This is a genomic window from Thiothrix sp., assembly GCF_028714775.1.
In the GTDB taxonomy this organism is placed as follows: Bacteria; Pseudomonadota; Gammaproteobacteria; order Thiotrichales; family Thiotrichaceae; genus Thiothrix.
In genome coordinates this window covers 1-14,882 of record NZ_JAQTLS010000040.1, presented here as the reverse complement: position 1 = coordinate 14,882, position 14,882 = coordinate 1, and the positions used below count along the sequence as shown (strand labels likewise).

Below are 14,882 nucleotides of genomic sequence, written 5' to 3'. Positions count from 1 at the left end.
GCTGCATAACCTCAAGCCGTGTCAGCTCCTTCTTGCTCATCGTAACGATCCCCTCTTCCATGACTCCCTCACAAAAATCAAAAGGGGACATTTCTACTTTGCTGGAAGGGGACATTACAACTTTGCTCTGACAGAAGGAATTGGCTGAATTCCCACAAACAGCCGAGTATGCTAGGCTACGCCTCGCTGCCGTATTGATTCTTGGTTGGCTCGCCGTAACGCCGTCTTATCTTTCTTTCGAAGGACGAGCCGGGCCTGACGGTCTGAGTGTGGCTGGCCTGTTTTGAGTACGACGGAATGTACCGTATCTAAAGCGCTGCCAACGAGCAGGTCTGCAGATCCTATGAGGTGCGAAGCTCTGACCGTGCGCGACGAATCTGTCGCACAATCGAGTTGCCGGAGCTTTCCATACGCGCAAATTCCACAACGGGGTTTGACGTGACCATCATCTTCTGCCGTCTTTCGCGAGTTCGTGCCGTGCATTTTTTGTATTTGACAGGGGTAGCCATGTCTCATTTTGAAAAATCCGGCAACGAATTGGAATTGCTGCGCGCCGCTCTTTAGTTGGACCACACGCTCTTCACTGTTCAGCGCCTTACATCACGACCCAAAGGGCATGTTCGGGTGGATTGCTTTGCATCAAAGGAAGCGGGCAACTCAGGGTTAACGAGGATAACCAGCCTCGTAGCCGGTGTACTCAAATACCACCGGAATGTCAGCGGATTAACAATAAGCTGCAGTGATGATGTTGATCGCAACCTTGTCGTCGCATTGTCAAAAAAACTCAAACTTGACCTTAAGCACGAGAGTCTGAATTCGAATAAAAATTGCTGTTCTATGTTGTTTTTTTAATTGCATGAAAGGAGTTTGAAATGTTTGCACGGATATTATGGGTGTTTCTATTTGCGCTGTTTATTTCCCCCGCTTTCGCGGTGGCCAAGGACAGGAGCGGTGAGGTCGAACTTAGCGTCACCATCGCGGCCCCGGATGACAGTAAAGATGTCAGGGTCTGGATTCCTTATCCTGTCTCGAACAATGAACAGGATATATCCAATGTCAGAATAAGCGGCAACTTCACTCAAAGCGGCGTCTACGGCGAGAAGGAAACGGGCAACCTTGCCCTTTATGCCGAGTGGACAACACCCACCAAGGACCGTGCCATTACACTGACCTTTGATGCTACCGCCAGGGAATTGATAAAGAGAGATTTCCCCGCCGTGGAGCCTGCCATTCCAGTTGAGATCAACGAGTACCTCAAGAGCACCGCGTTCATTCCGACAGATGGCAAGGTCAAGGAAATCGCTCTCAGCGTAACCAATAGCAAGCAGAAGATTAGCGAAAAGGCGCGGGCTGTTTACCAGTGGGTTATTGAAAACACCGTTAGAGATCCTGATGTCAAGGGCTGCGGCACCGGCGAAGTTGAAAAAGTGATTGCGAAGAAGGGCGGAAAGTGTGCTGATATAAGCTCGGTTTTTGTTTCGGTTGCAAGGGCAGCCGGGGTGCCGGCGCGTGAGGTCTTCGGCCTCAGGCTGGGAAAGAAAGATGATGAGGATATGACCGGTGGACACCATTGCTGGGCCGAGTTTTACGTACCCGGCTACGGCTGGGTGCCAGCGGATGCCGCTGATGTCAGAAAAGCCATGTTGGTGGACAAACTCGACCTCAAGGGCGCGCAAGACAAAATTGATTATTATTTTGGTGGCGTTGACCCATACAGAATTGCGCTGGCAAGGGGCGGAAGAGGCTACTACCTGAACCCGCGCCAGAATGATGGCCCGCTGAACTACTTCATGTATCCCTATGCTGAGGTAAATGGAAAATCGCTTGAATGGTTGGCGGCTCAGACCGACCTGAAATTCAAGGTCAAGTTTAAGGCGCATTGATTACAGAAACGACAGTTGAAATGACCATCTCTTACCTGCTTGTTTTGCAGGTGGGGGGGTTGAGCTAGTCGTTTGCCCCGCCCAATCCTTGATCCCCTGAAGCGGGAAAAGGAGCGACTCATTTTTCAATCATAGCAATATCGCTGCTGAAAATACCCCGTTCGCCAGAATGGAATATCAACTTATTGATAACTCGTGTACATCCGCAGCTGAACTGCTTTTATAGCTTGAAGCCGGATAATCCAGCAGTGCGGGAACCCGCGTGAGCGGCATTGGCCGCTTGCTGAACCTACAGAGGATGGCTTGGTAAACGCGGCTTAAGCCGCTCTATCACCCCCACAAGCATGGCCGTCCACGCTGAGCCGTGAAGGGAATGGCGGCAGTCATACTGGAACTACAGCTGGACAGTCCTTCGCTGGAATCAAAATGAATAAGGGCGCAATGAAAATTGCGCCCTTATTTTTCAAGATTACTAGAATCGCTGATTATCTGTGCTATTGATAACGGTGGTGCGCTCCTTGAAGGTATACAGAAGTATCCAGTTGCTTATACTTTTGCTGCCACGGCAGACGACCTCCGTCCGCCGCGAACCGCACCGATGGCAAACACGCATGCCCCTAATAAAATGACGCCAAGATATTGTTCGTAGGCTGGTAACCCGCCACGCAAGTTCAACAGGCAATCCAACAAACCTAAGACCATGATGATAAAACCAATCAGCTTGGTCTTCACCCCTCGCTCAATAAACTCAGCTTCCATATTTTGTGCCCTTATAACTTTGAACTATCAGGCAGCTGGTTTTTTGGTGGCGCTACGTGCCCACCAGAGCAGGCCACCCAAGAACAGACCAGCGATCGCCAGCGCAGTAATGAGCGGCTTAGAGCCGGTTGCTGGCTTTAACAACAGCCAGTACCAGGTAGTCATGGTGTGCTTTGAACCCTTTTCGCCGTTATTGCTGCCGTCCCAAGCTGCAAATGCAACCGGGATAAACTTGCCCTCGACGAACTGGATATCCTTGTCCGCCGCGGAAGTTGTAAGTGGCCGAGTCATTATTACTTTCCAGGTTCCATCGCTATAAATAGCCTTTGCCTTGAGCCCGACTCCAGCCGCATCGCGCTTCTCGATCTCCTTGAACCCCTTGCTGCTGAGAAGATTGATGGTCTCTGCTGCGTCCTTGGTACCGCTCTTCCAATGCCAGATATTTACCGGATTTGCCGCATCACCCATGCCGAAATAAGGCTTCTTCATTTCATGAGGAATCACAACCGGCAATTGTACTGCGACGCCATCTTCTGCAATCGGTGCATCAGCGAGCTTCTCCGCATTATCATCCCCGGGAATACTCTTGGTGCGGTCATCCCACTCCAGCAGCATCGCAACCATCTTGTTGTTATACATCGCCCGAACTGTGATGGTGTCGTTGGAAGGCGTGAAATAACGCTCTCCGCCGATAATCTGCGGAACCGTGTAGAAAGTGGTGGGTGTTGTTTTCTCCCAACGCTCATCCTCCGGAGTGTTAGGCAGTTCGCCCTCCACCATGTCCGCCTTGATTACGGTATTCTCTGCATTGACCTTCTTATCGGTCTTGGCCAAAGATGCCACATAGTTAGCTACGTGCCAGCGCTCTTCGTCAGTAAGCTTCTTTTTGCTCTTTGGATCGGCGAAGGATGGCATCTCCGTACCAGCAATGCCCGTGGAAATTCGCGTGTAAATATCCTTTGGATCGTTACTGCCGCGGAAAGTCCATGGCTTGGTCAGATTGCGCGGCCAAGTGCGCTCACCGGCATCTCCTTTGAGACGCTTGCTTGCACTGCCCTTGCCTGTCTTGCCATGGCATTCCACGCAACGGTCGCCATCTTCAAACAGCTTCTTGCCCTTCTCGATGCTTTCAGCCGAACTTGCGATCTGCGTGCCGTATTCCACCTGCTTTGCGGGAGGCTTCTCGTATTTGGCAAAAGATTTGACGTAAGCCACGAGGTCCCACATATCCTGTTCGGCAAGCAAATCACTCCAGCCCGGCATCGCGGTGCCCGGCATGCCGTCGCGTATCATGCGGAACACGTCGTCGTCATTGGGCGTCGGGTCTGCAAAATCTGAGCTTCTGATCTTGTAGTTGCCTGACGTGAAATCACGCGGAGGAGGGTTGAGCCGATCTTTAGCTGCCCCACCCCCATCGCCTTCCGCACCATGACACCATGTGCAACGCTTATCGTATATTTCCTTGCCCTTCGCAGCAGTACCAGGTTTCGCTGCTGCTGACCCCGCCATAAATAACGCGGTACAGAAAGCTAGGAGAGCTATTTTATTGACTGAACTCATTATTTTTCCTAATCGCCGATTATTCATTTGCCCACGACCTTGGTGATCTGCCGGTATAGTCATACAGGAACAGAATTACTTTCCATATCTCATCCTCAGTCAAGAAATTTTGCCAGACCGGCATTGATGAAATCCACGGAGCAGCCTCAGCAGGCAGGCCTGGTCCACCGGTGGCAATGCGCCAGAACAGGAAGGATTCCTGCAACTGCGCAATCGTGCCAACGTCCTGGAAGTTAAGCGGGGTTGGGTTCAGGCCAGATGCATATGGCCCTCTGCCATCCAATTTATCACCGTGACAGTACTGGCAATTCTGGATGTAAACGTTACCGCCTGCCTTGACCAATTCGGCGAACTTTGCCGGATCTTCCTTCTGAAATTTCCGGTAGGGATTTTCCAGAGTTGTCAGGTTAAAACTCTTGCCAAACGCCTTGAACTTGCCTGGCGGCGCAGGGTGAATGGTGCGCAACTCCATCGGTGCCTCGAAACTTGGCACCATTTTTGTGTATGTATAATAACCAGCCAGCAGCGGCACGATCACAAACACAATATTGCGCACCATTTTCTTGGATGGATCCTCAACCAAGGCTTTGATGGGGCCTACTAATTCCTGAGCTCCCTCCTCGGTAAAGGTGAACACCATCATCACCCCTGCCACCACGAACAACATATACATAGTGAGCAGGCTCTTGGGGATCAACTGGTGCAGCGCCACATCAAACACTAAAACAAAGCTGAAATACACCCCTATCACTATCAGGGCGAGTTGCAACAAACGGGGAATGCGTCTTTTCTGTGTCATGATTATTTCAACCCTGCCAAGTAATTAACCAGCATCTCAAGCTCCTGCGCTTTCATTTGCTCACCGTATGTCTTGGGCATCATGCCTCCTGGGAATCCTTTTGCAATAACCGCATCTGGATCGAGCAATGCTTGCCTGATATAGTCCTTGTTCTTCGTTGCGCCAAGCTTGGTAAGATTTGGCCCTATCTCGCCGGTCTGATCCGCAACCTTATGACAGGCGCCGCAACCATATTTAGCGATAACCTCTTGAGCCGTTTTCAGCGGAGCTGCTTCCTCTGCCTTGGGAGCTGCTGCACCAGCCGCAGGCATCGCCGGGATGGTGACCGTCACTTCTGCGCCACCCGAATCCTGCAGGTAGGCAATGACCGCCGCGAGCTCAGCCTCATTGAGTCCAATCCCGCCACCCGTAACATCAGGCATCGGGCTCTCGGTATCGTTGCTGCCTGACTTGCCAAAACCGGCAACAACAAAGGCCGACGGCTTCGTCAATGACTCATGCAGGTACTCTTCGATCGTCTTTGCCGTGCCTTTGTAACGGGCATCCTTCAAACGCTCGGGTGCTACGGTACCGATCTTGTCCAGCATTGGCGCGCGACCCATTTTATTGTGGCACAGCGTGCAAGTACCCTTGCCGTTAAAAATCGTTCCACCCAATGCGACGAATTGATCCATGGTCATCGCGCCGAGATCCAGCTTTTCCTCAACGGGCGGCGGCGCTGGCTTGATCTGCGGGATGCCGAAATTAGAATACCCCCAAAATCCACCAACCATCAATACGCTAAAAAAGGCAACTTTTAAAAAATTGATCATGCTTGTTCCTTCCAATAACCTTTGGCTACCACATGCTTGCCGCTAATCGTGCTCAACCAGAAGACAAAGATAACCATGGCCATGAATATTATTGTACCGGCCGATACGACGTTGGCCGCATAACCTAAATCCGGCGTATAGGCATCGGGAGAGGCATCGCGGAAAACATTGGACACGTGCCAGTGCTGGCGAATACCGGAACGGACGTAGCCCATCAAACCCATCAGCCAAGTGAAAGACACGGCCAGCAGGAACAGTGCGTACTGCGACCGGTTGGACATACGTCCCCAGTGCAACGGCGCCACATCTTTTGCGCCCTTGTACATCAGCGAGTCTATTACCGTGCTGGTAATGATGATGATCAGTGTGGTCAGAACCTGAGGTATCGAAGCAGCCACCTTATACACCGTGTTGGTGAAATAGCCGTAATAAACACCCAGTACGACGATATTGATCAAACCCACGGTAAACAGTGCAATCTGCGCCGCGTTGCCAGCTGTCGCCCAAGATACAGTGGCGATTTTATTCGCGCGCCGATAGAACATGAAGCTCATGAAGGTAAACGTGAGCAGGAAGTTCACCGCAGTGTTCTTGGCCGGCATGATACCAAACACACCCAAGTACTTATGGTATGGTCCGCCGAGGCTCTTGAGCTCGGAGTTGGTGAGCACCAGAGTGTGCGGCGTAAACCACACCAGGAAGGCTGCCACCAGAACAATAGCAATGTACTTGATTCTGGGGTTGTAGCGATATGCGCCTTCGCTGCGACCCATGCCACACCAGAGATAGTAGTTGGCCGACAGGAACAGAGCGCCGATCAACACCGCCTGAATGATAAATATCCATGCGAACGCGCCTCCCATCAGGGTTATACCCATCTGTTGGCTATAGGCATAAATTTCTGCTGTGAGGTAATAACCAGCAAAAGGCAAAGGCAACAGCGCCGCAATCGCGATGAAGTTGGCGTTATAACCAACCCAGTCATAATGGGCGCGTTCGTCCTTGTTCTTCGCGCTGAGGAACTTGAAGGCTGCATAGGCGCCGACAATCGAACCGCCATACGCTACGTTGGCCACTACCCGGTGGATGTTGATCGGGTTCCACAAGAAGTTATGAATCGCAGCCCATGTATCCCCGTGGAACACATTCGACGCATCCAAGCCAGCCGGACTCATCATGAAGGTTGTCCAGGCATTAGCTAGGAACATCAACTGAATACCGACCGCATTGAGCAACAGCCCGAACGTCAGGTGCACCCATTTCTTGTTTCCGCCCTGGAGCCAGTGCCATCCGTAATAGTAGATGTACAAGACCGCACTCTCAGCAAAGAACAGCAACGCGTACGCAAACATGCTTTCTTTGAAGATCAAGGCCATATACTTAAACAGATCCGGATAAAAAAGGATCAGCCCGAAGGATAGCAAACCGCCCAGAATCGCTGTGAGCGAATAGGCAGTAATACTGACCTTGATAAACTCATAGGCCATGTTGTCATAGCGCTCATCGCGAGTCATCATACCGATGGATTCAATGATAAACACGAACATCGGCACCGCTACAACAAACGCCCCGAACCAGAGGTGCAACTGAGCCACGAGCCAGACCATCACTCGGGAATTTACTCCCTTGATAGCAGGGTAATCCGCCTCAGTTAATTTTGGCACAGGCACTGAAATTCCCGCCTTTGCGTCCGGCGCGGCATCCGTTTTAGCTGCCGCAGGGGCCGATGCTGCTGAAGCCGCCGCAGGGGCCGCTGCCGCCTCGGACGCTGGCGCTGCCGCAGGAGCAGGAGCAGGAGCCGCTGCTGAAGCTGCCGCAGGAGCCTCGGACGCTGGCGCTGCTGCGGACGCTGCTGCCTCGGCTGCGTTCGCGGCAGGCATGAAGGCTGGCAACATAAACGTGGCTAAAACAGCCAGTAAAAATGCCCCGCCGATTAATTTTATATTCCGTATTAGCAAGATCTACTCCCGATTATTCTGATGTTCCGTTTTAGCAAGATCTACTCCCTGTTTGGTGACACACCCTTAATGGTGATACACCAGCGTCAATCCCTGGAGCTTCATTATTGAGAAATCCAAGGCAAAAAATACGATGCCAAAGACAATGAAGGCACCCACGAACGGTAAAAGATAAGCTTTCATGTCGTTACGCCTTTAAAAACCATACAAAAAAAACAATAACCGCAATCAGAACCGACACAAAAAATGCCGGCCCCACCCAAGGGTACTTCGATGTTCCACATTCTTCCGTATTGCATTCATCAGCGCTCATGTCCCAGCCCTTCTTTCATCGGTTTATCTGCTCGTTACGGATGCAAAAATCCCCAAAAAGGGGAGCCTTCCCCCCCTTTTTGGTCCCGCCTTACCAACTACAACTATAAGATATAGAAATACATGATCAAGCAAATGAAGATAACATTCACCAGCATCCCGGAAAAAATGAGACTGTCAGCGAGATACTTTTTGTTCAGATATTTCATTCCGGTCGCGTACCTTATTTACCCTTGCACTTGCACATCGTCCGGATATAGGCCAGCAGCCCATCCACTTCCGCCGCAGACAGGGTTGCACCCCAAGGTGGCATCAATGGCGATTTGCTGATGGACGGGCCACCGTCCTTGATCACACCCCTGATATCTTCATCGGAACGTTTCTCCATATCAGCTGTGACAGTGAAATTGCGTGGATCTGTGGCAAAATCTTTCGTGACATTAATGCCCTTGCCATCACCATTGACCCCGTGACACTGGGCGCAATAGAAATCAAACACCTGCTTTGAGTCTGCCGCCTGCGCGGAACCCACTACACCCAAGGCCAAACCAAGCGCCATGGCGGTTACTATTACAAATCTCGACATGAGTTTATCCCTCCGTTTATTCGCTTTACTCGAAAGTAGCAATATACGCCGCTACATTCTCCAGATCTTTCGGATTAAGCACGCTGGCAAAGTCCGGCATATCCCGAACCGGCTTGAATACCTTGATATTTGCCAAATAGGCGTATACCCAGTCAGGATTCAACCTCTTGCCGGCACCAACCAAGCTAGGTCCACTCTTTCCGCCGTGCACTTCACCCTTCACTGAATACTCGTGACATCCGGTACAAGGCATTTTTTTACCAAAGATAGCCTTGGCCTGCGCGGACTCAGCAGGCTTAATTACTCCCGCCTTAACCTCTGGCGAGGTCAAACCCATCAGGAAATCCGTAACCGCAGCCGCATCTCCAGCCGACATCTTGGGATGATCACCCTTATTAACTTCAGAGAGCGAGTTATATTTCATTGGACGTATCGGCTTAGGGTTTTGCAACCATGCTGCAAGCCAATCCTTCTTGAATTTGCTGCCGGCATAAAATAGCTCAGGGCCCTTCTTTGCCAACTGGTCTGATATTGTCTTCTCCTTTGCCGGGCCATCAGTGTAATGACAGCTCGCACAACTTTTCTTGAAAATAGCATCCCCACCAGCTGCGTAGCTAGGTGCTGTCGCCATAACCAGCAAAGCCGCCCCAAGGGAAACGGTGACTGCTAGTAGTCTCATATCGCACTCCTTCCTATATTAATTTCTGTGGATTCAAATCAAACAAACTAAAGCAACAAAACTTATTATTGTTATTAATTATTATTTTTAATAATTTTAGGTGTTTTTTGGGACACCCAAGCCAACAACCCAACTTGCTTAGCGCTACCACCGCACACCGCTTTACCAGTGTGGTTTTAAGCTCGCAGGCATACTGGCCATACAACTTCGCGACTTCCTTTGATAAGATATCGCAACGCAATATAGCGAAAATATAGCATAACAACCCCCCTGCTTTTTGATCTACGTCAACTACTGAGGTGGCTTCGCTTGATTTGACAGAATTTTCCATTTCTTCAGTGGAAGCCATGCCGGTATTACACAAACCGTATGAACCGGAACCAATTTAGCACCCCAGCAACAAACCACCAGGCAACAACTACACTCTTTCACTCCGCTGGCTTTCAGCCACCCTTTCGTCCAATTGGAGGGACATGGAATCCGCTGAGGTTATGATTGCCTATTCGTTTATTGTCGGAGGCTCTTGGCGATCAGCCTGCTTTATCCGCGCCAACGAGGCCATGACTTCCGCCATCACGCCGAAGGAGAATATCTTGGACTTGCCGTGAGCACGGGGACGAATATTCATGCCCGCGTGGGCAAATCGCTTGCCTTCACGGCATGCCTTTAAAAGTGCCTCGCTCTGAAAGGTGTATCCCGCCGATAGCAGTTTCGTCGAACGGATCCAATCGGCTGGATAGATAACAATACCGTTGGTGTATCTGAAATCCGTCCGGAACAGGAAATTGAATACATAAAGGTACAGGAAAGATATGACGCGCCGATGGTATGGACGCAGCCACGGGTTTAATAGGTAAGTAACAATAAAATTCGATCCCCCGGCGGAAAGTGCGGCTATTGCGCCGGGGAAAAACCCCAGATCAAACTCGTTATCGCCTGGCACAATGAGGCAGTAATCTTTTTGGGCAATGGCAACACCCGCCAGAAAACTTTTGCCGACCCCTTTCCTGGTTTCATTGCGTACAAATTTGATATTGCCATATTGGGCAACGAGTCCCGCAACCGCAGCAACGGTTCCGTCGGTGCTGCCATCGTCAATCACAATAACTTCGTAATCAAGTACGCCGCCCTTCCCTGCAACAGAAGCGATCTCCTCCATGACGGCATGAAGGCTCTTCTCTTCGTTGAGCGCGGGAACGATGAAGCTGAACGAGGGAACCGGGCTGTTCATCGTACGGTATTCAAATCCCAGTTGTAGGGCAGGTACTTTATCGCATAGTCCGGAGGAATATTCCGACTGCCACCCCGTTCGCTGTTGAGAAAACCGACAATACCGCCAGCTTCTTTGAAATCATCCTCATACCAGTCGAAAATCTTCGAAAGATGCACCGTCTTATTTTTCCTGTCTACCCGCATCCCTTTTTCCCTGTTTTCGAGGAACCGGTTAACCTGCGATTTCATCTGACTTTTTAACGCGGCTGCCATGTACGCTTCTGGCAGCAGATCTGGGCATGAAACGGAGGCGCATACGAGGGCGAAGTGGATGGCCGGTTCATTCATCGGGCGAAGTATTTTGTGCTCAATATCGTTAAGGGAATACATTCTGCCGCCGACTTTTCCCGCCGGCACCTCCCACACCGGGGAAATAAAGTTTCCCACCTCCTTGATACAAATGACAGGGCAATGATCGCGCACCAGCTTCACCGCGAATATATTGTAGACATTTATCCAAAATGCCAGTTTCTCTTCTGTCCCGCGAAGCTCTTCCGGGGAATATGACCCCAAACCATCGACGAGTTTGTCGAACTCACGCGATTTGAGGATGGCTGCATAATCGAAGCCGGTATAACCGATGCCTTCGTAATTCGATGGCCGCGTATTTTTTTTAAGGATCGCGTCCCACTGGCTAAAATCGAACGCATACAGCGACATCGGCAGGCACACCAAAAACAGAGCCGCGATAACTGACGCTTGCCAGCATCGCTTCATTCGGGGTTGGCAGGCAGCCAGCAACACCATAAATTTGCCACGGTTCATATAAATTTTGGAAAGGTTGGCTGCAACCGACCCTGTTACTGCCAATGTTGATTGTTTGACCACCCACCCGTCTTTGTCAATCGTAATTGGCGGACATGGGTTGTTGCCGGCTATTAGCACTCTCCGGCAACCGTAGCGATTGCTCCTCGCCGAAAAAATCAAGCAGCCTCTTTCGAACCAGCCAGCTTAGAAGCGCCGCGCCAATGGTAGCCACCCAGATAATGGCGGGTATGGCGTCTTTATCCTCCCATGTTCCAAGAAGTGTGAAGTTAATCAGCACGCGGTAGGAGAGCAGCACTGCCCATGTCATCACCAGCCCGGCGGTTCCAGAAACGAATGGCAGAAGACAGGCCAAATAAAGCGCGTACCACGGGTGAAGTGTCGGCGTAAGCAACAGGAAAGCCAGTGCGACGCAATAAGCTGTCTTGAAAGCCTCCGGAAAAAGCGATGGGGTGCAAACCTCTTCCGCCGGGTTTTCACGTTTGCGGAACAGTGATGCATACAAAGTAGCCGTTATCAGAAGAAATGAAACCGCAAGTATCTGCCGGGCCGTGCCACCGGATGGGAATATCTCATGCAGCGACTGAAATGCGAATCCCGCGAATTCCCAATTACGCACGTAGATATCCAGCGTAGTGAACATATTGGAAAGGCCGGGAAGAAAGGGGATTGACAGCGCGGCGGTGCCACTAACGACCCCGATAATAAACGGCCCCCTTCCTTTCCTGCCCGCCAGAAAAAGCAATATGGGCAAGAACACCAGCGGAAATAGTTTGACCAGCATGGCAATCGAAAATACGAGACCTGCCGCCGCAGGTACTGCCCAATTGTTGGAGGCGTGAAAATTCGGGTCATCACGCGGAGGAAACAACAGCATGAACGCCAGCATCAACAAAAAAATTCCTGCGCCATCGATGTGCCCTGAAGAGGCAATTTCCAGAATGGGCAGCGGATGCCAGGCATAAAGCACCGCCCGCGACGGCGGCATTTTCATCCATGAAAGAAGGCGCAACATGACGGCACAAACGGCAATATCCAAGGCGATAAGCACGGCTTTTATTCCCAAAATGCCGCCAAGAAATGCGCCAATGGCAAAGAAAACTTGCGCTGCAGGGGGGTAAATAGTAACCAGATGCGGGTGATTGACATGGCCGAGCAGCGCGGCGGACTCGGCTGAAAAAGGTTTCGCGCCCGATGGGGCGAGCGCATACGGGTTGTTGCCGTGTAAAACCGTCAGTCCATCCCAGAGATAGCGGTAGATATCGTCGGAAAGCTCCGGCAAACGAAACAGGAACATGAGCCGAAATGCAACGGCTACGATTATAATCGTACGCGGAGACCAGCCTACCCCCCCCGCTTCCCCCAGATACAGGGCTATGGATAGAAACACCATAATGAGGGCGGACGCTCCGACGAGCATGGCAACAGACAAACGAAAATCGGCCTGAAAAGCTAAAACACCATAGGAGAATGCGATGCAGAGCGGGATGCACCAGTGGAAAAACCTTTTTGAAATATTCCGATTGAAACTGTCGTTGGCGTTACTATTTATCATGGTCGGAATTCTGTTCTCGGGAGAAAGCGCAATGGCCGGCAATATGAGTCTGATTGAACCTTCCGTCCTGAACGGTGAACTTGCAAAATATGTGGTCCTTGATGCCCGGCCCAAGTCCGAATGGCAAGCCGGTCACCTCCCCGGCGCATTATCATTTTCATGGGAGAACTTTACCAGAACCGATGAAAAGGGCGTGCCATTCCGGGTATTGCCCCCGCAGGAGATGGCTGCGGCGCTGGGAGCAATGGGGATCGATGAAAAAACGCCCCTTGTCATTTACGGCGACGCCGATAAAAGCTGGGGCGGCGAAGGGTGGGCCGGCTGGGTGTTCGCGTGGCTGGGACACACTGGCTCCATCCGCATATTGAATGGCGGCCTCCAGGCTTGGCGGAATGGCGGCCTTGCGGTAACGGCAGCTGCGCCGAAAAACCGGGAGAAAGCCACCTACAATTTCAACCTCGCGCCCCACTGGGATATTTCCACTGCCGAGATTGAGCAGCGGAAAACCCCGATGGTTTTGATCGATACGCGCTCGACGATGGAATGGCTGCTTGGGAAAATACCGGGCGCGATCCATATCGAATGGACAAACTTCTACACTGGCGACGACCGCCGCCCACTGGATGCCGCAGCTTTCAAACAGCTGCTGAAAGACCATGGCGTCGATACCGGCAAGCCGATTGTCTATTATTGCCGAGGAGGTATCCGTTCCGGGTACGCATGGATGGTTCATCAACTTGCGGGGCTGCCCGATGCGCGCAATTATGAAGGTGGCATGGAAGCATGGTGGAAGCTGTCCTCCAAATAATCAGCCTCCGATGTGTTAACTCCGACGGATCTGCGCCATATCGGCAAGGTCTTTCAGGATCACCAGCATGAAGCCGGCAGGGAAGAGCAGCAAAAATGGGATCGCCAGCCAGGTTCCCCTTTGCCACGAAAAAATTACTGGCAGCAAGCTGTAACACAAGAACAGGGAGTTCATCGCCAAGTATGGAAGGGCCTTCTGACGATAGAGAAATGCCGTCAATGGCGGCGGCTGGCTTCCCTGCAACCCGAACTTCGGCGTCCGCTCAAAATAGCCGCCGCTGCTCAGAGCTCCCTTGATAACGGAAAGAGAAATGCTGGGTGCCATTCCGATGCCAAAAACCGGCAGTAGCGGCAACCACCGCAGCAAGCGTGCCGAACCACAAACCAGCATGTACGCGAAGAAGTACATCAAAATGGCGAGACTGGTTCCGGCAAGCAGCGGCAAATCGATCTTCAGCAGTTGATATGGCCCGATGCCCACGCGCCACGTAATGGCTGCATACAGCGTAAGGGTTGTGAGTGCGCCGAGCAGCCAGCCGAGATTTGCCAAGAGATGCGCCGCAGCCTCGACCTTCACCGAAAACGGCAACGGGGAAGCAAGCAAGCGTGGCAGTATCTTTCGCGCTGTCTGTATCGAGCCTTTGGCCCACCGCTGCTGCTGGCTGCGGAATGCCGCAAGGGTAATGGGTAGCTCTGAGGGAACCGCGATGTCATCCCGATAGATAAACTTCCACCCTTGCAGTTGGGCGCGATAGCTTAAGTCCAGATCTTCGGTCACCGTGTCCGCCATCCAACCGCCGGCGGATTCTATCGCGCTCCGCCGCCAAATGCCTGCCGTCCCGTTGAAGTTAAAAAACAGGTTGCGCCCGCACCGCACCCGGTGTTCAATCCCAAAATGAGGGCTAAGCAAAAGGGACTGGATGCCAGTAAGCCACGACGCCTCGGCATTTAAGAAAGTCCACCTCGCCTGGACCATGCCGATGTTCGGGTCAGAAAAGCAGGGAACTGTCCGAACCAGAAAATCGGGTTGCGGAAGAAAGTCTGCATCGAAAATCGCGATGAATTCGCCTGCCGCATGCGCCATTCCCTCTTGCAGCGCTCCCGCCTTATATCCTTTCCTGTGCCCGCGCCTGAA

The 14,882-nt window shown here is 51.7% G+C and carries 13 protein-coding genes; 2 read left to right on the top strand and 11 right to left on the bottom strand.

Going from position 1 to position 14,882, the window contains the following annotated elements; all coding sequences use genetic code 11:
* The first annotated feature begins 872 nt into the window (after positions 1–872).
* Positions 873–1,883 carry a transglutaminase-like domain-containing protein gene (locus PHE17_RS20670; RefSeq protein ID WP_301017821.1) on the top strand — a complete coding sequence of 337 codons (1,011 nt, stop codon included), beginning with the start codon at positions 873–875 and terminating at the stop codon, positions 1,881–1,883.
* 546 nt (positions 1,884–2,429) lie between these two features.
* On the opposite strand, the gene PHE17_RS20665 is transcribed toward PHE17_RS20670, so the two are convergent.
* The 10 genes from PHE17_RS20665 to PHE17_RS20620 form a co-directional block, all read right to left on the bottom strand.
* Positions 2,430–2,642 (bottom strand): hypothetical protein, encoded by a 213-nt coding sequence (locus PHE17_RS20665; RefSeq protein ID WP_301017820.1) that lies wholly within the window; start codon positions 2,640–2,642, stop codon positions 2,430–2,432.
* A 27-nt stretch (positions 2,643–2,669) separates the two neighbouring features.
* Complete coding sequence (locus PHE17_RS20660; RefSeq protein WP_301017818.1) at positions 2,670–4,202, bottom strand: c-type cytochrome; 1,533 nt, start codon at positions 4,200–4,202, stop codon at positions 2,670–2,672.
* A gap of 19 nt (positions 4,203–4,221) precedes the next feature.
* Entirely contained in the window at positions 4,222–5,001 is a 780-nt protein-coding gene (locus PHE17_RS20655) for a cytochrome c (protein ID WP_301017817.1), read from the bottom strand.
* 2 nt (positions 5,002–5,003) lie between these two features.
* Positions 5,004–5,813 (bottom strand): c-type cytochrome, encoded by an 810-nt coding sequence (locus PHE17_RS20650; protein ID WP_301017816.1) that lies wholly within the window; start codon positions 5,811–5,813, stop codon positions 5,004–5,006.
* The gene (locus PHE17_RS20645; protein ID WP_301017815.1) at positions 5,810–7,771 is read right to left on the bottom strand and encodes a cytochrome ubiquinol oxidase subunit I; all 1,962 of its coding nucleotides are present in this window, start codon (positions 7,769–7,771) and stop codon (positions 5,810–5,812) included. Before PHE17_RS20645 ends, PHE17_RS20650 begins: the two co-directional genes overlap by 4 nt.
* Before the next feature lie 535 nt (positions 7,772–8,306).
* Positions 8,307–8,669, bottom strand: a complete 363-nt coding sequence (locus PHE17_RS20640; RefSeq protein WP_301017814.1) for a cytochrome c — start codon at positions 8,667–8,669, stop codon at positions 8,307–8,309.
* 25 nt (positions 8,670–8,694) lie between these two features.
* A complete protein-coding gene (locus tag PHE17_RS20635; protein WP_301017813.1) occupies positions 8,695–9,348 on the bottom strand; it encodes a c-type cytochrome in 654 nt (217 codons plus the stop codon).
* Positions 9,349–9,847: 499 nt separating this feature from the next.
* Positions 9,848–10,579, bottom strand: a complete 732-nt coding sequence (locus PHE17_RS20630) for a glycosyltransferase family 2 protein (protein WP_301017812.1) — start codon at positions 10,577–10,579, stop codon at positions 9,848–9,850.
* The gene (locus PHE17_RS20625; RefSeq protein ID WP_301017811.1) at positions 10,576–11,448 is read right to left on the bottom strand and encodes a DUF547 domain-containing protein; all 873 of its coding nucleotides are present in this window, start codon (positions 11,446–11,448) and stop codon (positions 10,576–10,578) included. The genes PHE17_RS20630 and PHE17_RS20625 overlap by 4 nt, the downstream gene beginning before the upstream one ends.
* Positions 11,449–11,461: 13 nt before the next feature.
* Positions 11,462–12,682 carry a glycosyltransferase 87 family protein gene (locus tag PHE17_RS20620; protein WP_301017810.1) on the bottom strand — a complete coding sequence of 407 codons (1,221 nt, stop codon included), beginning with the start codon at positions 12,680–12,682 and terminating at the stop codon, positions 11,462–11,464.
* 178 nt (positions 12,683–12,860) lie between these two features.
* Here PHE17_RS20620 and PHE17_RS20615 point away from each other — a divergent pair, with 178 nt between their 5' ends.
* Positions 12,861–13,748, top strand: coding sequence for a rhodanese-like domain-containing protein (locus PHE17_RS20615; protein WP_301017809.1), 888 nt, complete (start codon positions 12,861–12,863; stop codon positions 13,746–13,748).
* A gap of 15 nt (positions 13,749–13,763) precedes the next feature.
* Here the strand turns inward: PHE17_RS20615 and PHE17_RS20610 are convergent.
* Positions 13,764–14,882: glycosyltransferase family 2 protein (locus PHE17_RS20610; RefSeq protein WP_301017808.1), on the bottom strand; the 1,119-nt coding region annotated here is incomplete at its 5' end.

Coding starts and splice junctions, on each gene's coding strand:
- PHE17_RS20670 (WP_301017821.1), top strand. CDS start 873: ATGTTTGCACGGATATTATGGGTGTTTCTATTTGCGCTGTTTATTTCC.
- PHE17_RS20665 (WP_301017820.1), bottom strand. CDS start 2,642: ATGGAAGCTGAGTTTATTGAGCGAGGGGTGAAGACCAAGCTGATTGGT.
- PHE17_RS20660 (WP_301017818.1), bottom strand. CDS start 4,202: ATGAGTTCAGTCAATAAAATAGCTCTCCTAGCTTTCTGTACCGCGTTA.
- PHE17_RS20655 (WP_301017817.1), bottom strand. CDS start 5,001: ATGACACAGAAAAGACGCATTCCCCGTTTGTTGCAACTCGCCCTGATA.
- PHE17_RS20650 (WP_301017816.1), bottom strand. CDS start 5,813: ATGATCAATTTTTTAAAAGTTGCCTTTTTTAGCGTATTGATGGTTGGT.
- PHE17_RS20640 (WP_301017814.1), bottom strand. CDS start 8,669: ATGTCGAGATTTGTAATAGTAACCGCCATGGCGCTTGGTTTGGCCTTG.
- PHE17_RS20635 (WP_301017813.1), bottom strand. CDS start 9,348: ATGAGACTACTAGCAGTCACCGTTTCCCTTGGGGCGGCTTTGCTGGTT.
- PHE17_RS20630 (WP_301017812.1), bottom strand. CDS start 10,579: ATGAACAGCCCGGTTCCCTCGTTCAGCTTCATCGTTCCCGCGCTCAAC.
- PHE17_RS20620 (WP_301017810.1), bottom strand. CDS start 12,682: ATGTTCCTGTTTCGTTTGCCGGAGCTTTCCGACGATATCTACCGCTAT.
- PHE17_RS20615 (WP_301017809.1), top strand. CDS start 12,861: ATGCAGAGCGGGATGCACCAGTGGAAAAACCTTTTTGAAATATTCCGA.